This window comes from Niallia sp. Kr1, assembly GCF_050389805.1.
Classification (GTDB): Bacteria; Bacillota; Bacilli; order Bacillales; family Cytobacillaceae; genus Bacillus_BD.
Window position 1 is genome coordinate 3187977 of the sequence record NZ_CP130945.1, and the last position, 20520, is coordinate 3208496.

Consider the following 20520-nt stretch of genomic DNA (forward strand, 5'->3'; position numbering starts at 1 on the left):
ACCAAATATGAATATTGCAATAAACGAAATGTTGGAAACGATTAAAATGGTCCAAATGGAAAATTTGGATATACGAACTGTTACAATGGGAATTAATCTCCACGATTGTGCTGATTCGAATTTTGAGGTAATGAATCAACGAGTATATGATAAGATTACTTCCTATGCTAAAAACTTAAAAGAGGTTGCAGAAAAGGTTGAAAAAGAGTTTGGTATTCCGATTATTAATAAACGTATTTCCATTACGCCTATTGCTGAAATCCTCGGGGCTGCAACAAAAGACCAAGCGATTGAACTGGCAAAAACATTAGACAAAGCCGCTGTCACCCTTGGAGTAGATTTTATTGGTGGTTTTTCTGCACTTGTACATAAAGGAATCTCCAAGGGGGACCAAGTTTTATTAGATGCTCTTCCCGAAGCTCTAAGTCAAACGGAACGAGTTTGTGCTTCAGTATCTGTTGGAAATACTCGAGCCGGTATTAATATGGACGCCGTTAAACAGATGGGATTCATCATGAAACAAGCAGCCGAAAATACAAAGGATCAAAATGGATTAGCCTGCGCCAAACTTGTTGTATTTTGTAATCCTGTTGAAGACAATCCTTTTATGGCAGGTGCTTTTCATGGGGCTGGAGAAGGAGAAGTCGTGTTAAATGTAGGGGTTAGCGGACCTGGTGTCGTATTAAATGCACTAAAAAAATATCCTGATGCTGATCTTGGAGAAGTAGCTGACGTCATCTAAAAGACAGCCTTTAAAATTACTCGAGCTGGTGAATTAATTGGGCGCGTTGTTGCAGAGCGTCTAAATGTACCATTTGGAATTATGGATTTATCCCTTGCACCAACAAATGCATTAAATGATAGTGTAGCCGAAATTCTTGAGGAAATTGGATTAGAAAGAGTCGGAACGCATGGAACCATTGCAGCCTTGGCTTTAATGAACGATGCGGTTAAAAAAGGTGGAGCGATGGCTAGTTCATATGTGGGGGGATTAAGCGGTGCCTTTATTCCAGTTAGTGAAGATAACGGGATGATCCAAGGGATTATTGATCATTCGCTTTCCCTATCAAAACTAGAAGCTATGACTTGTGTTTGCTCTGTTGGTTTAGATATGATTGCTTTAACAGGTAATGTAACACCTGCAACCTTATCAGCTATTATTGCAGATGAAGCAGCAATTGGAATGATCAACAAAAAAACAACTGCTGTCCGTATTATTCCTGTTCCTGGAAAAAATGAAGGAGAATTGGTTGAATTTGGTGGACTGCTTGGACGTGCACCTGTAATGGGAGTCAATCCATTTAGTTCCGAAAAGATGATTCAACGCGGTGGCAGAATACCAGCTCCATTACAATCTTTAATAAATTAACAAATATACAAAGGTGTTTGGTCCTTCTTCGTTTGGTCAAACATCTTTTTTGCCAGTATAAAAATTTTATATAATTATGGTAAACATTATATATTAATGGATAATTTTGTTATAATGGTTTTATCTAGAATGAAAAAGGTGAACCGTTTGACAAAAAAGAAAAATTTTCAATATTGGACATTACAGATCCTAATTATTGTCAGTATTATTTATGTATCAACTAAAATTTCATTTTTATTTGAACCGATTGGAATTTTCTTCTCAACGCTATTCTTTCCTATTTTAATATCTGGATTTTTGTTCTTTCTACTCAATCCATTTGTTAATTTCTTACAAAAACTAAAACTCCCAAGAATTCTAGCTATTCTTGTTGTCTATGTCATAATCATTGGGGTAATCACCCTTATTATAGGTAATTTGATTCCAATGATTTCAAAGCAAGTTATGGCGTTTGCCAATGATGTACCTTTTTACTATAATCAGACAATGAAATTTATTAATCAATTGTCAGAAACAGAACAGTTTAAGTGGGTAATGACACAGGATTACATATCCATTAGTAATATTGTCAAAGAATTCAATGACTATGCTGCAACGCTTCCAAACCGAATTACGGAAAGCATTTCAGGAATTTTTAGCACGGTTGCAAATATAGCCATAACTGTTGTCACTGTTCCATTTTTACTCTTCTATATGTTTAAGGATGGTAATAAGTTTCCAGAAATGGTCGGAAAGTTTTTACCTGCCTCATATCGTAGTGAGGGGTTAAAAACATTAAAAGATACAGGTGAAACCCTTGCTGCTTATATTAATGGTCAAGTAACGGTTGCTTTATTTGTCGGCACTCTTTCTTTTATTGGTTATTTAATCATTGATTTGCCTTATGCACTTGTGATGGCACTCATTGTTGCTGTTACTAATATCATTCCATATGTGGGTCCTTTTTTAGGCGGTGCTCCAGCAGTGCTCATTGCTTTATTTGACTCTCCGACGAAAGCGATATTGGTAGTGGTAGTTATTACGATTGCACAACAATTAGAAGGAAATGTTCTTTCTCCTCTTATTTTAGGTAAAAAATTGGATACACATCCTGCTACGATTATTGTGATTCTTCTTGTCGCTGGAAATTTGGCAGGGCTAGTAGGAATGATTTTAGCTGTACCTTTTTATGCTGTAACGAAAACCATTATTTTAAACTTTATTCGCTTTCTCAAGCTGCGGAATTCGACTATTCATCCAGATTCCTAAGGAAAAAGGGCCCTTGGCCCTTTTTCTATTTATAATCTTTGTACTTCTTGATCAAACATCTCTTTTTAGCGCATCATAATATGAATGGCCTGATCAGAAACTTGACTTAATTCTTGATAAAGCTCTTTAGAAGTGGTATTATCCCCTTCGTTTACTTCTTGAAAGATTTGCTCTGCGAGTTGTCTTCTTTTATGCCCCATCATTCTTAATTCTTCACCAAGTTTCTCAAACTGTTGGCGGTCCATATCTTTCCTCCTATATTCTACAAATAACTAGTATCATTATTCGCCATTAAAGAGGACTTATTCTATAGATAGTTCATTTATAAAATTAGTTCTGTGCTTTTTACAGTCGCTATAAACTTTTTTATTTTTCCTAAATCTTTCTCTCCGTTTGTTTCAACTCCACTGCTAACATCAACCATATCTATATTTTTCAAATGAATGGCTGATCGAACATTCTCGGAATTCAATCCACCAGCAAGGATAACTTTTTTGTTTTTAAAATCAAATGAAGTTAACAGGCCCCAGTCAAAAGAAATCCCATTTCCTCCATGGTATTTTCCCTTTGGACCGTCTAAAAGGACATATTCACATGAATAATGATGGATTCTTTCTAGATCCTTAACCGACTCAATACTAAAAGCTTTAATGACTGGATATGGCAATGTCGCACAAAATTCGGGAGTTTCGTCTCCATGTAATTGAATAACATTTATTCCCGTTTTGGAAACGACTTCGTCAATCATTTCTCTGCTTGGATTTACAAATACTCCGACTTTATTTATTCCCTTAGGAAGCTGGGAAATTATGCTCTTAGCGGAATTAAGGGATATTTCTCGTTTACTTTTGGCAAAAACAAATCCAATTGCATCTACCCCTTGTTTAACCGCATATTGTGCCGATTCCATATTTTGTAAACCACATATTTTTACCTTCATCTATTTGACACCCCATTAATGGGTAATTTCATTCCATGTAAAGTTTCTTCTATATTTTGAGCTTTCATTAATGTCTCACCAACTAAAATACCATCTGCCCCAGCAGCCACAACTCTTTTTACATCATCAAGTGATTGAATTCCACTTTCACTGATTAAATAAGCACCACTTTGCTTAACAATAGGAGCTAATCTTTCAGTAACAGCTAAATCCACGTTAAACGTTTTTAAATCCCGATTGTTAATTCCAATGATTTTGGCCCCTGTTTTCAGTGCTAATTCCAACTCTTCTTCATTATGAACTTCCATTAGTACATCTAAATTTTGTGCTTTCGCATATTGGAAAAGTGAGTTTAACTTTTCTTCATCCATCGCCGCTACAATCAATAAAATAATATTAGCCCCTACGTTTTTAGCAATATCAATTTGAACAGGATCGATGACAAAATCTTTACATAAAATCGGAGCTTGGATCGCATCGCGAGCTTCTTCTAAATCGGAAAAATCACCTTTAAAGAATCTTTTATCCGTCAAGACGGAACACGCATCTGCTCCATATTGAATATATGCTTTTGTTTGGTCTTTCGGATCCACATTGGAATTAATCTCTCCCTTAGAAGGGCTAGCTCGTTTAAATTCTGCAATGATCGTTAATCTTTCGGCTTTTTCAAGAATCGATAAAATTGAATATTGGGGATGGGGACTTTTTTTGTTTAACAAAAATGTATTCTTTTTTAATAATTCTACTTCTACTTTTTTCTCTGAAATAATCGTATCTAAAATGGTTGCCATTTTAGATCACCTCACTTTTCATTTTACTTATGTCAATTAAACGTTGTAGTTTTTCATATGCAGCACCTGTGTCAATCATCTCTTTTGCAACGTTGATTCCTTCCTTAATGCTGTCCGCCTTTCCCCCAACAAAAATTCCAATTCCAGCATTCAAAAGAACCGTATCGCGGTGAGCTCCTTTTTTCCCTTTTAAGACATTCCGTAAGATTTCTGCATTTTCGTTTGCATATCCACCTACGATTGCTTCATTTGGATATAGGGGTAATCCAACTTCCTCAGGGTGCAACGTTTTTTCAGTGATCTCCCCGTTTTCTAAAATTGCTAAATAATTTTCACCTTGAAGAGAAGCTTCATCCATGGATCCTGCTCCATTTAAGACAATAGCACGTTTTCTACCTAATGTATTAAGAACACGGGCAAACTTAGCCGTTAAGTCACGACGATAGATCCCCAAAAATTGAGTTTCTAAATTAACAGGATTCATTAATGGACCTAATAAGTTGAACACGGTTGGGATCCCTAAATCTTTTCGGACCTTTTGAATTCGTTTAAGATTCGGATGTACATTAGGTGCATATAAAAAAGCAATTCCTACTTCGTCTAAAATTTCTTCTAATCTCCCGGCTGACAAATTAAGTTCAATTCCCAACTTCTCAAGGACATCTGCACTTCCTGTTTTACTTGAAACACTTCGATTCCCATGTTTTGCAACTGGAATCCCTGCTGCCGCAATTACAAAAGCTGAAGTCGTACTAATATTAAATGTTTTTAGACCATCCCCTCCAGTTCCACAGTTATCCATCGCGTTAGGAATCTTTTTAAATGACAGTGCATTAGAACGAATTCCATCCACTAATGCAGCAATTTCCTCTACCGTTTCACCCTTTGCCTTTAGTCCAATTAAGAAAGCAGAAATTTCACTATCTGTTATATCTTCTGAAAATAGAGTTTCTACCGCCGTTTGTATTTGTTCTTTAGACAATCCTTCCCCCATGGTTAAACGCGCCAGTATTTCCTTCATATCGCCACTCCCTCTCTTATTTCATGTAAAAATTGTTTTAATAACAGTAAACCTGATTCCGTTCCAATTGATTCCGGATGAAATTGCATTCCATACAGTGGAAACTCGCGATGTTTTATCGCCATGATTTCATGATCATCAACTGACTGGGCTAATACGTCGAATTCGTTTGGCAGAGTGTCTTTTCTTATAACGAGCGAATGGTATCGCATGACTTCTATTTCCTGTGGTAAATTTAAAAAAATACTTGTTCCACTATGTTGAATTTTTGAAACTTTTCCATGCATAATATTTTCTGCTTTGACAATAGTTGCGCCAAAGCTGTAACCAATGGCCTGATGTCCTAAACATATACCTAAGATTGGATAATCGGAATGCAATTGTTGAATGATTGAAATACATTCACCGGCATCCTCTGGTTTCCCTGGTCCAGGAGATATCACAATCGCCTCAGGAGCAAGTTGTTGGATTTCTGTGATGGTTATGTCGTCATTTCTTTTTACGACAATTTTTTCACCTATTTCTCCAAGATACTGATATAAGTTATACGTAAAGGAGTCATAATTATCAATTAATAAAATCATCGACATTCTCCTCCAAAAACATTTTTAATTTATGAATCGTTTCTTCATATTCCTTCTCCGGAATCGAATCATGAACAATCCCTGCACCTGCCTGAATAAATGCCTCATTTCCTTTGATGACCATTGTCCGGATCGCAAGAGCAAAATCTAAATTTCCATTTGATGAAAAATAACCAATCGCGCCTGAATAAATGCCTCTTTTAACATTTTCCATTTCATTAATGATTTCCATGGCTCTAATTTTTGGAGCTCCTGAAACGGTCCCTGCTGGTAAAGTTGAAATTAAAGCATCAATTGGACTGCATTCATCCTTTAATTCTCCTTCTACCTCTGAAACCAAGTGAATCACATGTTTAAACCTCTCAATTTGCAGATACTTTGAAAGATGTACACTTCCAAATTTACAAACACGCCCTAGATCATTACGTCCTAAGTCAACCAACATTTTATGCTCAGCTAATTCTTTCTCATCCGCTAGCAAATCTTGTGCAAGTTGCTTATCTTCTGTTTCATTTTTTCCTCTTGGTCTTGTACCTGCAATTGGATTCGTTATCACGTTTTTCCCACTTACTTTAATAAGACTTTCGGGTGAAACTCCCGCAATATAGTAATCCGAGAAGTCAAAGTAATACATATAAGGGGATGGGTTTTTGATTCTAAGCTTCCGATATAAGGAAAACGGGTCCCCTTCAATTTTTGCTTTTAACCTCTGTGAAAGAACGACTTGAAAAATATCGCCTTCTTCAATATATTTTTTTGCGTTCTCAACATGCTTGATAAATTCCTGTTTTGGAATCGATGCCTTAAAAGCAGTGAGCTTTGCCTCTTTTTCTTCGGTTTGGGGAACAGGGTTTAAGATTTGCTTTTGAACGTCTTTGATTTGTTCCAATAATGCTTCTTCCGATGACCCATTTACATGTGGTGCTCCTACCAAGTAAATCTTTTGTTCCAAATGATCAAAAACAACGATTACTTCAAAAAAGAGGAAATGTATATCGGGTACATTGATTTCATCCTTAGGAACTGCCCCAATGTTTTCATATTGTCTGATTGCATCATAACCAGCAAAACCGACTGCCCCTCCAACAAATGGAAATAATGGTTCAACATCTAGATGGTCTTTAGCCATTATTTCTTTAAGAACTTCCAATGGTTTTCCAGCCATTTCTTTCACGCCATTTTTATCAACCAGTTGACATCGGTCCTCATAACCGGTTAATTCTTTAAATGGCTGAGCTCCAATGAACGAAAAACGACCTGAGTTTTCATGCTTTAAAGAACTTTCCAGAAGAAATTTCTTTTTCCCTTGCAACCTTTGAAAAATCGAGATAGGTGTTAAGGTATCTCCTTGGATTTCAACAATAATTAATTTTGTTTCCGTATTTAAAGATTCCATCCCTTACCTCCTATAAAGTGAAACCCCCGTTTGTGGAGTTTCTTCACTAATTGTTAGTTAGTTTACTGGTCATACAGACGTGAAAGCAGACGTGTTTTTAGTCTGTGTTCATTTTTTCAGGTCTTACGGGCAGTTGTTCCTATACCTGTCTTTACTTTAAAGTTAATCTCTTGAGTCAGGTTCTTATTTCCCGTTATGACGTGAAAAATAAAAAAAGTCCTCTATTCACAAAAAAAATTTGCGAATAGAGGACGATTATGTACCGCGGTGCCACCTCATTTAGAGTTGAGTTCAACTCTCTCTTTTCGGATACAAATAATAAGCTTTGGAGTTAGGAATTAGATTGATCTATCCAAGTAACTTCCACTTTTCTTTATACCCTATCCTTTTAACGGTGGAATTCCGTATAGCCCTACTTCTATTTCAGGCTATCTCTCGTAAGTCCATTCCAACGAAGTTCTCGTACCGGTTCACACCATCTCCGGCTCTCTGAAACGAAAAAATTTCGTGTACTACTCTTACTCAAGCGATTTACATAATTTAATTTTAAATAAGTATCACAAGTGACACTCTAAAAACACAAAAAGGGTTTCCCGTCGAAAATAAGGACGAGAAACCCGTGGTGCCACCTTGATTAGCTTATAAAAGCTCACTTAATAAGTATCAAACAAATGTTTAATACCTATCTCTTGTAACGATGAGACATTCGCCAAAGCCTACTTCTTAAACAGGTTCGGTTTGGGGCTCAGAAGTCCATTCGCTTTTCTTTCCACGCTGATTCTCACCAACCATCAGCTCTCTTAAGTGTTCACGAAAAGGTACTACTCTTCATCACTGCCGTACTTTTATTTGATTATTATCATAATATTAAATTTTCTATTCGTCAACCCCAAAATTAAATTTATTTTAGGGATAAGATTTTTCTTAATTTTTACCATGGTAGTTCTGCGAATTTTGGAAAAGATAAAACTGTTACTGACTGTAATGCAAAGGCGGTTTGTTAAATTGGATCATGTTGAGGAATTACAATCGTTTAAAATAAACAAAGCAGTTAAAAAGAAAAATCATAATGCCCACAATAAAAAATGGGCTGTCTTATCGATTGCGTCCATTCCGCTTATTATGACTTTAGGAAATTCCATGTTTATCCCCGTATTAACGGTAATGAAGAAACAACTTAATATTACATCCTTTCAATCAAGTATGATCATTACCGCTTATTCTATTGTTGCGATCATATTGATTCCTGTGGCTGGATATTTATCCGACCATATCGGACGTAAAAAGGTAATTATACCAAGCTTAATTATAACAGGACTTGGCGGCTTAATTTCAGGTTGGGCTGCATGGAAAATGGCTGATGCCTATTGGATTATTTTATTAGGGCGCGGTTTACAAGGCGTAGGTGCAGCAGGAGCCGCTCCGATTGTTATGCCCTTAGTTGGAGATATGTTTAAAAATGAAGAGGAAGTAAGCAGTACGCTTGGAATTATAGAAACATCTAATACATTGGGAAAAGTATTAAGTCCGATTTTAGGATCAGTTATTGCTGGAATACTTTGGTACCTTCCATTTTTTGCAATTCCTGTGTTTTGCTTAATATCAACTATTTTGGTGTGGTTCCTTGTCAAAACACCAAAATCTAGGGAAGAACCGATCCCCTTTCAAACATTTTTTAAAAATGTCAAAAAAACCTTTTCGCATAATGGAAAATGGCTGAATGCGATTTTTTTAATCGGGGCTATTATGATGTTCGTCTTATTCGGAGTTCTTTTTTATTTAACGGAAACACTTGAAACACAATATCACATTACAGGGGTTAAAAAGGGATTATATTTGGCCATTCCACTTGGAGCATTATGTTTAGCCTCTTTTTTTACAGGAAGATTCATTAAAGAAAATAAAATCCTTATGAAATGGATTATTTTTACTGGAAGTATTTTATTGGCACTTTCCGTTGTTGTTTTGAGTTTTTCAAATAAACAATGGTTTTTAATTGCCTTATTTTTATGTGCAGGTATTGGGATTGGTGCAGTACTTCCTTGTTTAGACGCGTTGATTACTTCAGGAATTGAAAAGGAACACAGGGGTACAATTACGTCTATTTATAATTCGATGCGTTTTATTGGGGTTGCTGCAGGACCTCCTATTTTAGCCATCCTAATGAGCCATACAGGAAAACTATTGTTTTATATTTTGGGTGGAATTAGTATCATATCAGCCCTATTAACCTTCATGGCAATCAAACCAGATGAAAAAGATACAGCCAAATAAATTAGGGCGCCTGGCACCTTCCAGTTTCTGGAGGGTGTTTATTGTTTTGCATGGCTCAACCCAATTGTTATCGCAAATTTTAAAAGGAGTCTCGATATGTCGAATTTTTATCAAATAGAGTATATGACATGAACCATGATTTTTAATTATATCATCATTAACAAGGTTCTTCAGGATGTCAATCTAGACTGAGGTATTCACTAACTCGTACAATAATGGATATTAATCCCGAGGATTTACCCGGTATGAAACCAACACATGAAAAAGAAGCAACTCAATGGCTGTTGGATTTTTCGAGCATTCATTAGGTCGAAAACACGGAATAAACTGAATTTATTAGAATAGGCTCATGATTTACTCATGTGCTGTTACAGATACTTAAGTGCATCGTATACGGCGCCTCAATGATTATCACCGTTGGAAAAATATCCACCTTCCTCAGTAGTGCATACATGGATTAACCTTAAATTAAACTTAACAATAGTGTCTTTGAGTGCCAATGTCCAAAATAAATTTCCCCAACCACGTCCTAGTTGAGCCCAGCATGCAGGTTTTGAAATAGGTTGATCATTTTATCCTTTTTTCATATTCAGTAAACAAGCTTAAATGGCTGTAAAGGTCATTTAAATGACCAAATTTTAACATTATGGGACAAGTACCCCTACATACTTTAGCAGAATAAAGTACAAAAATTAATTGTGTTTAAAGCGACTATTAATCTACAAGAATTAACGAGTCAAATTAAAAATAACAATGAAGATGTTAGAGTACAAGAACTCCTGGTTTTCATTGTACTACCACATAAATGCCTTTGTGTTTGAGATTAAGAGTTTCTCTTTATTTTGTTACTAAAGGATTCACTGCAATTCTTTTATCGGCTTCATGCGCTCCATGTGATTGGCAATGTAGAATGTGTAGATGTTAATTTGGCTAGAGAAATATTTACTTTCGACGTTACAATTAAATTTACTGCAGAAGCTTAAGTTTGTATAAATCGATTACCTAATTCAGATTTTGAATTTGATTGTGAAAGTTTCGTTACAAACATTACTTGCTAATTCTATAACAACCAGGAAATGTATTGTTATACAATTCCTGGTGTTATTTTGTTATTTTTTACGATAACCATAAAACAATTTGTTTAATTTCAGTTAGTTCTTTTTCCATGTCAGTTAATTTTTTATAGATCAAAACTGGATTCTCTATTTTTTCATTTGTATAAAGGTTTACTAATTTTTCCGAAGTATTATTAAAAGTTTCTAATAATAATTTTATATCATGTATTTCTTGATTAATATTTTCAATCTCCTTCTCTAACTTTTTAATTTCCTCCGTTGATTCACTTTTGTTAGTCATTGGGATTTCAACCTTGTTTCCTTTTAATAATTCACTAATTTGAGTTTCCCCGATAGATTCATTGAGATTACCCGAAATCGCATTGATTAATTTTTCCTTTTCGTTATCATTTTTCTCCATATTCATCTATCCCCTTTAGAATAAGTAATGATAACCAGTATATGGACAAATTGGAAAAACGGTGAACCCATTGACAAATTCGTATAATCACCTAATTCGGATACTAAATAAATCCAGACTCTAATTGTTATTTAGTAATATATTGATTAATATTGAATGCCAGTTTTCCTCAAGGTAAAATAAGATAGAATAGGTTTATTTAATATGTCAAAATAATAGAATGAGCAATTAGATAAAATCATAGCCCCCCTTCCAAAGGGTGGTTTGCACAAAGGCTATAAGCCTATACTACCGGCCAACGTCTAAAGGCGCTGGCTTTTATATCGATTCAAGCCTCTATTGCCTTTGCCACCTTTGCCATCCCTGAAGGGCTATTTGTATTACTTGCTACCCTTAAAAGGGTCTGTATATTCTCTTACACTTAATTTATCTAATGCGATATCATGTTTCTCTTGATCCTGAATATATTTTTTATTGTTGCTTCATTGAGTCCTACGGTACTCACATAATATCCTTCTGCCCCAAAATGCCTGTTTCCAAATTTATATTTTAAATTTGCATGTTTATCAAAAATCATGAGCGCACTTTTTCCTTTTAAATATCCCATAAAACTTGATACAGCCATCTTGGGTGGAATACTTACCAACATATGGACATGATCTGGCATCAGGTGACCTTCTATTATCTCAACTCCTTTGTAATTACATAGAGTTCTCAAAATTTCTCCAATACTCCTTCTGTATTGATTGTAAATTACTTTTCGTCTATACTTTGGAGTGAAGACGATATGGTATTTACACATCCATTTGGTATGTGCTAAACTATTCGCTTTATTGGCCAATATACTCACTTTCCTTTCTTATTTTAGAGGCTTGAACAATCTCTATTATAAAACTGAAAGTGAGTTTTTTTTATATATTTGTATAACATTTTGTCATCCACCCGCATAGCAGGTGGTTTTATGTTGCTCCTTATTCAGTCGCAACAGACTAAAGTCCATAATAAAAAAAGACAGAGAATTAATATTCCCTGTCTTTTTTTCCCTTTTACTTGATGATCATGATAGCAAGCACCCCATTTTTATATTTCTAAAGAGGCACTTGTTAATCGTTTAACGCCTCTAATGGAGGATATTTCTTCAATTAGTTTTTGCATAGCAAGATCTTTTTGTTTGGCTTCAATCATAATATCAAAGTCCTGATTGGATTCTTTTGCTATGTTAAGAAAAGGTTGAATGAAATCTAGTGATACAAAATCGGCATGTGAACGAAAAGCTTGTTGAGATTTCGGGGATGAAAGATGCACTTTTGGTATTAAATTTGATCCTTCCCATGTTGCAAAAATCCGCTTAAGATAATGTTTTAAATCATGTCCCCCTTGGTTCGCTAAATAATGATGATAATCAAGAATCATCGGAACTTTTTCTTCTTCACAAGTAAGGAGTGTTTCTTCTATATTATACGTCTTGTCATCATTTTCAAGAGTCGTTCTTTTTTTTATATGTTCGGGTAATTTTTTAAAATTCTCATGAAATCGATACAATGTTTTTTCTTTATCCCCATATGCACCACCAATATGAATATTAATGATGGAGTGATCGGTTATTCCCATCGCGTCTAGCATGGCGTAATGATATTCCATGTCTTTAATTGCATTTTTTGTTACATCATCTCTCGGGCTTGTAAAAAGAGTAAATTGATTGGGATGAAAACTTGTTCGTAAATAATGCTTTTGGACCAACTCTCCTAGCTCTTTCCATTCTTGCTGGAAAGGGGTAATAAAATCCCATTCTACTTCTGGATGAGTCGCTAAGGGAACAAGAGAACTCGAAAATCGATACAATTCTATTTCATGTGCAATATTATAATGCAAGATTCTTTTCGTATGAAATAAATTCTGTGCTGTTACTTCTTTTAACTTTTCCATTCTCTCCCCTTTTGGGAGAGCAGCATATCGAGTAAATGTTAAAGCTTTTGAAGGGCTGGCATTCCATAACCCTAGTGCATTGGCTACATAACCAAATCGAATTTTCATATTCGGGCTTCCCCTTGTATTTAATTAGAACTCTCTTTTATGGTTTGGACGATTCTTTCTTGAAATTCATTAAATGCAGTATACCCTTGTTGCTCTAACCTCCAGTTTTTTGCTGCTACTTCAATTAAGGCAGCAATGTCTCTACCTGGTCGGACGGGTATTTCAATATGTGGGACCGCGACATCTAAGTACTCTACTGCTTCATTTTTAGGTCCCATCGCATCATAATATTTTTGTTCATCCCATGCTGACAAGACAATATCTAACTCAATGATGGTTTCTTCTTGAAAAGCCCCTGAACCATAAAGTCTAGGAACATTTACCATGCCAATACCACGTAGGGATAAGAAATCACGATTCGTTCCATTATGAGTTCCAATTAATGTTTCATTATCGATATTTTTAAGAATCACTAAATCATCTGATATGAGTCGATGACCTTTTTCGATTAAAGATAAGGCTGTTTCACTTTTTCCAATCCCGCTCTCTCCTCTAATGATTAAACCGACGCCAAAAACATTCATACAAACCCCATGAATCCCAATACTTTCAGCTAATTCCTTTTCTAAATAATTACTTAAACGACTGATCACCCGTGTCGTATGTTCCTTTGCCCGGAGTAGTGCTACACCTTGTGTATTGCAGTGTTTGATTAGATAGGTCAACCCTTCTTGATTGTGAGTAATAATAATGCATGGTGGCCGTTCTTTAATGACATTACCAATCCTTTTATTGCGTTCTTCTTCTGTTAGCGAATGTAAATATGTAATTTCTGATTTTCCCAATAATTGAATCCGTTCACTGGAGAAATGAACCATATACCCGGTTAACGGTAATCCAGGACGATGAATTTCATCAGTTGTGATTTCATAATCGAGCCCTTGTTCGCCAGCAATGATTTCTAGATTTAATTTTTCCACTAATTGTCTAACTGTTATTTTGTTCATAGAAACTCCCTATCTTTTTATTCCTTTATCATTATTTTCACCTAAATATATTAATACTATTTAGTTCCTTTTTTAATTGTTTTTAATAAATTTATTTTATTTAGAGGGCTTTTCGCTTTAGCTCTGTTAAACTCGTTTTTTTTGATTTCCGTGGACTTCGCTTTCGGCTCAGTTACGCCTTAAGCAACCTTGGTCTTTCAAGCTCCCGTAAGAGTCTTTCATACCTTTCCACTGCAATCAACAACATTTTCAAGTGAAATAGACAGCCATTATTTTAAATAAAAAGACGATCCATCAATGATATCGATGTCCTTTCTATTTTTTATATCTTTCATTAATTGAAAAAGCGCCTCATCTTTTCTTTTTGCTTCGATCATACAGTAAATTTCTGTAACACTTCCTTTAATTTCTTGAAGAAAATCAAAAAACATCTCACAGTCTATAAAATCCGAATGATGACGAAATTCCTGCTCACTTTTTGGACTGGATATATGTATTTTAATAGGTAATGGTGAATCTTTCCAAGTATTTACCACTCGATCCCAATGACCTATCCAATCTAGATCATAATGATGGGCTAAATGGTGATGATAATCAAATACAAGTGGAATGCCCAGCTTTTCACATAAGTATAAGGTATCTTCTACCGTAAAGGAAGTATCATCATTCTCAAGCATAATCATTTTTTGAATGGAGTGAGGGACAATCATCCAATTATCAATAAAACGCTCTAGCGACAGTTCCGTTTCTTTATAATTACCACCTACATGCATCACACATCGATGAGTTGAGTCAATGCCCATTCCCCTCAACAATAAATAATGAAGTTTTAAGGTTTGGATGGAATTTTTTAAAATCTGTTTTTTATTTGAATTAATGAGAACAAAATGGTCCGGATGAAAATCAATTCTGATTTTATGTTTTTTTGCAAAATCTCCTATCTCCTTTAGCTCTTCTCTTAATGGTTTCATATAATTCCAATCAAGAAGTTCCTCGTGGTTTGCCAAAGGAATTAATCGTGAAGTTAAACGATAAAAATGTATATCATATGCTGCACAATGTCTAAGAAGTCTTAACGTATTATGTAAATTTGATTGAGCGATCCTTTCTAATTTACGAATGGCCGCATCCCGATCCCTTATTTTCTGAAATTGTGAAAACGTCATCGTTTTGGATGGTGATGCATTTTTTAATTCCATACTCATCGCTACAAAACCAAGACGGACAATTGTCATGGGGGCACCTCATTATTTTCCTAGTTTTGATCATTAATGCCTTCTCCCTATTATGTCCGTTTAAAACAAGGACTATTTCAAAGAAATACTCCTAATACCACGTTTTCATTCAATCGATAATAATAACATTACCTTTCATTCTATCCCTTTACCCAGTTTTATTCTTTATAGGTTTGTATATAAGATTTAGAGTCATGCAGTTATTGCCATCGTAATCACCCTCGCGAGAAAAAAACTTTTGTTCAAGAAGAAAACAATCATTTAAGTCAAATAACGCAAAACAGCTAACAGTGAGTATTCAAGTGTTCGAAATAGATTATAGGCAAAACCACGATACATAAAAATGACGCATGAAGTAATGTTCATGCGTCATTTTTTCATTAATTTGTCACCATTTGATACTCCTCTGTCAGACGATCAATAATATCTTTAACAGGCAGTATTTCATTAATTTCATGTACTCTAGCACCAGCAAAGACAAGACCATTATCTACATCACCTTCCATTACTTTATATAAGGAATCTAATGTACAAAAGCGGTATGAGCAGTTTTTAAGACAATCATGACATTTTGTAATTTTTACTTTTTCCTGATTTGTAATCAATTCCGAAAAGGAATTTTTTATAATTCGTCCTTGTAACCCAACCGTTGTTTTCACAAGTAAAGTATCTTCTTTAGTAGCACGAATATACTTCTGTTTAAAGGCTAATGGTGCATCGCATTCTTCACTTGCTACAAATCTTGTGCCCATTTGCACGCCAGAGGCGCCCATCCTTAATGCCTTTGCAATATCCTCACCCGTTAAGATACCTCCTGCTGCAATAACTGGGATTGAAACAGCTTCTACGACTTCTGGTAATATCTCAAACACGGGTCTGTCTGTTCCTAAATGGCCTCCTGCTTCAAACCCTTCTACAACAACAGCAGCTGCACCAAGTTTCTCGGAAATTCTTGCTAATTTAGCGGAAGAAACAATGGAAAGAACTGGAATTCCTGCTTGCCTGCCCCACGCGTACATATCTCTAGAAATTCCAGCACCAGAGATAATAAAGTCTACTTTTTCTTCAAGTGCTGCCTGCATTTTCTCGGCAAAATCATTCATGGCAAATAATACATTTACCCCGATGTTACCAGTTCCTTTTATGGCATTTTTTGCTTGACGGATATGAAAACGCATTTCATCAACTGAAATACCTGTTCCAGAAATAATTCCAATTCCCCCAGCATTCGCTACAGCAGACGCCAGCTTACTTAAAGAAATACCGACACCCATACCTCCCTGCATAATTGGAACTTTTGGTGTCATGTGACCTATTTTTAATGTTGGAAAGTTCAATGTAATCCCCCACTTTAATTAATATTTTAGAATAACTATTCGAATCTTAGCATGACCTTTTTTACTCTAATAGTGACGTTTGTCATGAGACACTCATTACCCTATTTCCACCATAAATATAATGATTAATGATTATTACAAAAAAAGAAATCTTGTTATGCATATGGATGAATTTTAATTTTATTGCTCAAACTATCATTGCATTATCAATAAATACATATTGGAGTTGAATAAAAACATGGAAATGGAATTTAGAAATCCTACAGAAGCTGCTTTATATGAGTACAAGGCTGGACTCGGGGAGTTCACGAAAAAAATGCCTTCCCTTGCAAGTAAATACAATGCATTTACTGAAGAATGCTTTAAGGATGGCGTTCTCTCCAAGAAAGACAAACAATTAATCGCACTTGGTCTTAGTCTATACTCTCAAGATGAATATTGTATTATTTATCATGTAAAAGGATGCCTTGATGAAGGTTGTTCAGAAGAAGAGATTTATGAAGCAATTGGAGTAACAGCAGCTTTCGGTGGAGGAGCCTCCATGAGTCAAGCTGTCACACTTGTACAAGAATGTATTCATGATCTCAATCAATCATTACAATAAAATAAACGATAAAAACTTCCATTAGGGTTGTTGTTTTCCCCTAATGGAAGTTTTTATTATGTAAAGTATTCCAGTTTTGCATCTGGAAAAAACTTTTCCATATAACCCTTTAAATGAGATTTTATATCTTCCTCTTCTTCTTTCTGATAAATATACTTTCCAATTCCGTATTTTCCCCATTTATATCGTCTTTTTTCCTCGTCTAACTCCAGCTTTGTCATTGGATAATTTTTTTCAATGACTCTTTTTGCTGGCTTTGTAAATCGGTGTTGGATGAATTCGAACGTTAAATCTTTTTTGGCTTCAAGTGGTAGCTCTGCATCCAATCGCTCGAACATATGGTAATACCCTTCCTCCCATCCTTCATGGAGGTAAATAGGAGCCACAATAAATCCAAGTGGATATCCAGCTCTAGCAACCTTCCCTGCTGCCTCTAATCTCTTTACTAATGGAGAGGTTCCAGGCTCAAAATTTTTAATCACATAATCCGCATTAATACTAAATCGAAACCTTGTTTTCCCATTATGATTGGCATCTAACAGATGGTCCACATGATGAAATTTGGTTACAAAGCGTAGTTTCCCATACTCGGATTGTCCAAAATGTTCAATGGCCCGTTTCAATGTATGAGTTAAATGATCAATTCCAACAATGTCAGAGGTACAAGAGGCTTCAAATCTAGTTATTTCTGGAGCTCGTTCTTCCATGTATTGATCTGCTTGCTCTAAAATTTCCTCTACATTCACATACGTTCGAATATATGGTTTACTGCCCATTGTTGTTTGTAAATAACAGTAATGACAATGACCCATACAACCTGTAGCAAACGGGATTGCATATTCTGCAGATGGTTTAGATGTATCAAACTTTAAGGTTTTTCTCAAACCAACCACTAATGTTGATTTCGCAACACGATACCGTTGGAAATCATTATCCCCAGGTAAATTTCTAACTTGATTGTGGGATGTCGTATATCGAATATCCAAATCCATGTCTTTAAACTTTTTATGAAGTTCTTCACCTAGTGGATAATCTAATGCTTTTGGTTCAAAATAGACGAGTTTTGGCATAAATGGCTTCATTGATAGGTCTCCTCAATCCCATAACCACCGAAATAATAATCAAAAGCTGCCTCGGCCTCTGCTTGTGATGAATACACAGCCATTTCCTCAGATAAAGGATAGTACGTTTCATATAAAAATAACGCTAATTCTTCATGATTTTCTGGATTTTGAACAACTGCAGCTTCTTGTATATTCGTTACATTTTGCGTATGTGGATTTCGATAGAAAACATAAACGATATCACCTAATTGATAAGTAGAATTTTCTAGATTCACAAAGTTCAACACCTTTTTTGTTATTTGAAATATTGATATTTAGATTTTGCCATTACAGCTAGAAAATTATGTTGACTTTAAAGTAGTAAATCAATCCAAATAAAAACGAAAAAAAGAGAACCTTAATACTGGTTCTCTTTCTTTCATCATACTTAGCAATCTTCCGCTTTAAAATGGTGTAATGGCGGTGGGATTAACCAGCCTTTTTCTTTATTCATTCTTAATACTTTTGCCCCAAGAGATACTTTTTGAAGATGAAATTGTCCAAACATCGCTGCAATATCTTCTCTTATCGATTGACCAATCAAAGTACTGCACGCTACTAAACCTGCTGCAATATTCGCGGCTAACATGGATGCAATTTCTGGATCTGTAAAACGAGCTCCAATTGGAATATCAGTTAAACAAGCATCTGGTCTTTCAGGTAGTGATGGTGGCAATCCCACTCCATTGGATTTTAAAAGGGTTTCAATTTGTTTAATTTCCTGTTGTCCACCTTCAATTGCTTCAACTAATAATTTTTTTAAGTCTTCATCCCCAGCATGATTTAAATGGGTTTGATACCCAGCTACAAGACCTTTCGTTGTTAGAAGAAAAGTCCATGTGCCAAATACTTCCCCATAATGCATAGGTTCATCAATCGGATTTCCGCTTAAAATCCCCATTTTAATCCTCCTCATAAAATTCATGTTCGTGCCACCTTTCTTTAAAGCACAAGCTTATCATTTCCCAACGCAGGAGTTTCCATGAAAAAGATTTCGATTGCTGCCACCTATTCATACTCATCCCGAACAAATACACACATTTCTTTATTCAATAGGCAAATGTTCAAGCAATATAACTCTTTTTCCATACAATAAATTGAATATAAAAATACAAGGAGTGAGGATCATGAATGTTAATGAAAAAGATAAAAGTTATGAATCCAAACGATTTCCGATAGATAAAAAGCATTTATACACGGTGGAAGATGATTACAGAGTGGAAAAAAACAAAAAACATGACAAAGATGAGCAAGTTTGTGTCGAAGAAATACTAGAAGCAATTTTAAAAGCACAAAGAAAGGTCGAAGAAGATCATAAAAGAAATTGTTCTTGTTCTTCATGCAAAGAATCAATAGAAGACCTCTTAAAGGAACCTAAAAAACCAAGAAAGAATACCATTCCGTTTATACTTCTTTGTGGTTGTGAACCATTTAAAGGTACTGGCGTGACTACTTATCCTGGAGGTGGATCAAAGGATAAGAAATTAGCTTGTATTTCAAGTTTCATTTTTAAAATTAAGAATTTAAAAGGCCAGTGTGCTGAACTTGAACTTCTTTCTTTTAAACCAAAAAAAGATGATGATACAAAAGGCTTCAGTCCATGCGATCAAATCGACCATGAAAAAGTAGAAGATTTAGTTTCAACAGGAGTCTGCATCAATGTTGACTTATCTTGCTTCTGTGGGGTTACTTGTTTACCAGCAGTACGTTTATAGGATGATTCAATCAATAATCAAATATATGTATAGGTGAACCCAAATTGAGTTCACCTATTTTTTATTAAGGTTAGCCCCCATATACATCGAGGATATCTTCAATATCTTTCATATCCACATCTTTCACTTCTTTTTGGGACGGTTTATGTTGTAAGCCTACATGTGAAGGGTCTGGGCGATAACCATATAGTAATTGTTTAATTTCGTCTAATTTCAATAAAATTTCTTCATTATCCTGATTGATCCGATTAGGATGTAAATATTGATTAAGAGCTGATAATACTAAATGGATAAGCGTTTGATTTTCCGCATGGTATTCAATCTGTTCAAAGATTTTTGATGATACCACATGTGTTTCACCGGTTTTAACATCAATAAATTGATCTGGAACCATTAACGCCGTCCTATTGATGTAATCTGTATACATTTTAGACATTTCCATCATC

General features: G+C 35.2%; 19 protein-coding genes, 2 pseudogenes and 2 other annotated features. Of the genes and pseudogenes, 5 read left to right on the forward strand and 16 right to left on the reverse strand.

Annotation, left to right across the window (positions count from 1 at the left end):
• The first annotated feature begins 7 nt into the window (after positions 1-7).
• Positions 8-1369 (forward strand): annotated as a pseudogene (locus Q5760_RS15575) (PFL family protein).
• 129 nt (positions 1370-1498) lie between these two features.
• The gene (locus Q5760_RS15580) at positions 1499-2617 is read left to right on the forward strand and encodes an AI-2E family transporter (protein WP_428908552.1); all 1119 of its coding nucleotides are present in this window, start codon (positions 1499-1501) and stop codon (positions 2615-2617) included.
• Between the two features lie 65 nt (positions 2618-2682).
• Here Q5760_RS15580 and Q5760_RS15585 read toward each other — a convergent pair whose 3' ends face one another.
• The 6 genes from Q5760_RS15585 to trpE form a co-directional block, all read right to left on the reverse strand.
• Positions 2683-2862 (reverse strand): hypothetical protein, encoded by a 180-nt coding sequence (locus tag Q5760_RS15585; protein WP_428908553.1) that lies wholly within the window; start codon positions 2860-2862, stop codon positions 2683-2685.
• Between the two features lie 77 nt (positions 2863-2939).
• On the reverse strand, positions 2940-3557 hold the full coding sequence (locus Q5760_RS15590; protein ID WP_428908554.1) for a phosphoribosylanthranilate isomerase: 618 nt from the start codon (positions 3555-3557) through the stop codon (positions 2940-2942).
• Positions 3554-4348, reverse strand: a complete 795-nt coding sequence (gene trpC / locus Q5760_RS15595) for an indole-3-glycerol phosphate synthase TrpC (RefSeq protein WP_428908555.1) — start codon at positions 4346-4348, stop codon at positions 3554-3556. The genes Q5760_RS15590 and trpC overlap by 4 nt, the downstream gene beginning before the upstream one ends.
• Position 4349: 1 nt before the next feature.
• Positions 4350-5369 (reverse strand): anthranilate phosphoribosyltransferase, encoded by a 1020-nt coding sequence (trpD, locus tag Q5760_RS15600; protein WP_428908556.1) that lies wholly within the window; start codon positions 5367-5369, stop codon positions 4350-4352.
• Positions 5366-5953: an anthranilate synthase component II gene (locus Q5760_RS15605; RefSeq protein WP_428908557.1), complete on the reverse strand. Its 588-nt coding sequence runs from the start codon at positions 5951-5953 to the stop codon at positions 5366-5368. The genes trpD and Q5760_RS15605 overlap by 4 nt, the downstream gene beginning before the upstream one ends.
• Entirely contained in the window at positions 5937-7349 is a 1413-nt protein-coding gene (trpE, locus tag Q5760_RS15610) for an anthranilate synthase component I (protein WP_428908558.1), read from the reverse strand. The genes Q5760_RS15605 and trpE overlap by 17 nt, the downstream gene beginning before the upstream one ends.
• 244 nt (positions 7350-7593) lie before the next feature.
• Positions 7594-7885: a binding site (T-box leader), on the reverse strand.
• 65 nt (positions 7886-7950) lie between these two features.
• Positions 7951-8193, reverse strand: a binding site (T-box leader).
• A 161-nt stretch (positions 8194-8354) separates the two neighbouring features.
• Here trpE and Q5760_RS15615 point away from each other — a divergent pair.
• Complete coding sequence (locus tag Q5760_RS15615; protein WP_428912598.1) at positions 8355-9623, forward strand: MFS transporter; 1269 nt, start codon at positions 8355-8357, stop codon at positions 9621-9623.
• A 1116-nt stretch (positions 9624-10739) separates the two neighbouring features.
• Here Q5760_RS15615 and Q5760_RS15620 read toward each other — a convergent pair.
• The 6 genes and pseudogenes from Q5760_RS15620 to Q5760_RS15645 all read right to left on the reverse strand — a co-directional run bounded on the left by Q5760_RS15620 (position 10740) and on the right by Q5760_RS15645 (position 16622).
• On the reverse strand, positions 10740-11099 hold the full coding sequence (locus Q5760_RS15620) for a hypothetical protein (RefSeq protein WP_428908559.1): 360 nt from the start codon (positions 11097-11099) through the stop codon (positions 10740-10742).
• Between the two features lie 380 nt (positions 11100-11479).
• Positions 11480-11940, reverse strand: a pseudogene (tnpA, locus tag Q5760_RS15625) (IS200/IS605 family transposase).
• 239 nt (positions 11941-12179) lie between these two features.
• On the reverse strand, positions 12180-13133 hold the full coding sequence (gene uvsE, locus Q5760_RS15630; RefSeq protein WP_428908560.1) for a UV DNA damage repair endonuclease UvsE: 954 nt from the start codon (positions 13131-13133) through the stop codon (positions 12180-12182).
• 20 nt (positions 13134-13153) lie between these two features.
• Complete coding sequence (gene hprK / locus Q5760_RS15635; protein WP_428908561.1) at positions 13154-14080, reverse strand: HPr(Ser) kinase/phosphatase; 927 nt, start codon at positions 14078-14080, stop codon at positions 13154-13156.
• Positions 14081-14349: 269 nt separating this feature from the next.
• Positions 14350-15315 carry a UV DNA damage repair endonuclease UvsE gene (gene uvsE / locus Q5760_RS15640; protein ID WP_428908562.1) on the reverse strand — a complete coding sequence of 322 codons (966 nt, stop codon included), beginning with the start codon at positions 15313-15315 and terminating at the stop codon, positions 14350-14352.
• 380 nt (positions 15316-15695) lie between these two features.
• Positions 15696-16622 carry an NAD(P)H-dependent flavin oxidoreductase gene (locus Q5760_RS15645; protein ID WP_428912599.1) on the reverse strand — a complete coding sequence of 309 codons (927 nt, stop codon included), beginning with the start codon at positions 16620-16622 and terminating at the stop codon, positions 15696-15698.
• A 268-nt stretch (positions 16623-16890) separates the two neighbouring features.
• Between Q5760_RS15645 and Q5760_RS15650 the strand changes: the two genes are divergently transcribed.
• A complete protein-coding gene (locus Q5760_RS15650) occupies positions 16891-17256 on the forward strand; it encodes a carboxymuconolactone decarboxylase family protein (RefSeq protein ID WP_428908563.1) in 366 nt (121 codons plus the stop codon).
• Positions 17257-17312: 56 nt separating this feature from the next.
• On the opposite strand, the gene splB is transcribed toward Q5760_RS15650, so the two are convergent.
• The 3 genes from splB to Q5760_RS15665 form a co-directional block, all read right to left on the reverse strand.
• On the reverse strand, positions 17313-18338 hold the full coding sequence (splB, locus tag Q5760_RS15655) for a spore photoproduct lyase (RefSeq protein ID WP_428908564.1): 1026 nt from the start codon (positions 18336-18338) through the stop codon (positions 17313-17315).
• Positions 18335-18604 carry a transcriptional regulator SplA domain-containing protein gene (locus Q5760_RS15660; RefSeq protein ID WP_428912600.1) on the reverse strand — a complete coding sequence of 90 codons (270 nt, stop codon included), beginning with the start codon at positions 18602-18604 and terminating at the stop codon, positions 18335-18337. The genes splB and Q5760_RS15660 overlap by 4 nt, the downstream gene beginning before the upstream one ends.
• A gap of 143 nt (positions 18605-18747) precedes the next feature.
• Positions 18748-19260 carry a DUF3231 family protein gene (locus Q5760_RS15665; protein ID WP_428912601.1) on the reverse strand — a complete coding sequence of 171 codons (513 nt, stop codon included), beginning with the start codon at positions 19258-19260 and terminating at the stop codon, positions 18748-18750.
• Positions 19261-19486: 226 nt separating this feature from the next.
• Here Q5760_RS15665 and Q5760_RS15670 point away from each other — a divergent pair, with 226 nt between their 5' ends.
• A complete protein-coding gene (locus tag Q5760_RS15670; protein ID WP_428908565.1) occupies positions 19487-20074 on the forward strand; it encodes a CotY/CotZ family spore coat protein in 588 nt (195 codons plus the stop codon).
• A 70-nt stretch (positions 20075-20144) separates the two neighbouring features.
• Here the strand turns inward: Q5760_RS15670 and Q5760_RS15675 are convergent, their stop codons facing one another.
• Complete coding sequence (locus Q5760_RS15675; RefSeq protein ID WP_428908566.1) at positions 20145-20510, reverse strand: dehydrogenase; 366 nt, start codon at positions 20508-20510, stop codon at positions 20145-20147.
• Positions 20511-20520: the final 10 nt, after the last annotated feature.

Excerpts from the sequence above, each read along its gene's own strand:
- uvsE (WP_428908562.1), bottom strand. The coding sequence starts at position 15,315 with ATGACAATTGTCCGTCTTGGTTTTGTAGCGATGAGTATGGAATTAAAA.
- splB (WP_428908564.1), bottom strand. The coding sequence starts at position 18,338 with ATGAAGCCATTTATGCCAAAACTCGTCTATTTTGAACCAAAAGCATTA.
- Q5760_RS15580 (WP_428908552.1), top strand. The coding sequence starts at position 1,499 with ATGAAAAAGGTGAACCGTTTGACAAAAAAGAAAAATTTTCAATATTGG.
- Q5760_RS15590 (WP_428908554.1), bottom strand. The coding sequence starts at position 3,557 with ATGAAGGTAAAAATATGTGGTTTACAAAATATGGAATCGGCACAATAT.
- trpD (WP_428908556.1), bottom strand. The coding sequence starts at position 5,369 with ATGAAGGAAATACTGGCGCGTTTAACCATGGGGGAAGGATTGTCTAAA.
- Q5760_RS15620 (WP_428908559.1), bottom strand. The coding sequence starts at position 11,099 with ATGGAGAAAAATGATAACGAAAAGGAAAAATTAATCAATGCGATTTCG.
- Q5760_RS15585 (WP_428908553.1), bottom strand. The coding sequence starts at position 2,862 with ATGGACCGCCAACAGTTTGAGAAACTTGGTGAAGAATTAAGAATGATG.
- Q5760_RS15675 (WP_428908566.1), bottom strand. The coding sequence starts at position 20,510 with ATGTCTAAAATGTATACAGATTACATCAATAGGACGGCGTTAATGGTT.
- uvsE (WP_428908560.1), bottom strand. The coding sequence starts at position 13,133 with ATGAAAATTCGATTTGGTTATGTAGCCAATGCACTAGGGTTATGGAAT.
- Q5760_RS15670 (WP_428908565.1), top strand. The coding sequence starts at position 19,487 with ATGAATGTTAATGAAAAAGATAAAAGTTATGAATCCAAACGATTTCCG.
- trpE (WP_428908558.1), bottom strand. The coding sequence starts at position 7,349 with ATGGAATCTTTAAATACGGAAACAAAATTAATTATTGTTGAAATCCAA.
- trpC (WP_428908555.1), bottom strand. The coding sequence starts at position 4,348 with ATGGCAACCATTTTAGATACGATTATTTCAGAGAAAAAAGTAGAAGTA.
- Q5760_RS15605 (WP_428908557.1), bottom strand. The coding sequence starts at position 5,953 with ATGATTTTATTAATTGATAATTATGACTCCTTTACGTATAACTTATAT.
- Q5760_RS15650 (WP_428908563.1), top strand. The coding sequence starts at position 16,891 with ATGGAAATGGAATTTAGAAATCCTACAGAAGCTGCTTTATATGAGTAC.
- Q5760_RS15665 (WP_428912601.1), bottom strand. The coding sequence starts at position 19,260 with ATGGGGATTTTAAGCGGAAATCCGATTGATGAACCTATGCATTATGGG.
- hprK (WP_428908561.1), bottom strand. The coding sequence starts at position 14,080 with ATGAACAAAATAACAGTTAGACAATTAGTGGAAAAATTAAATCTAGAA.
- Q5760_RS15645 (WP_428912599.1), bottom strand. The coding sequence starts at position 16,622 with ATGACACCAAAAGTTCCAATTATGCAGGGAGGTATGGGTGTCGGTATT.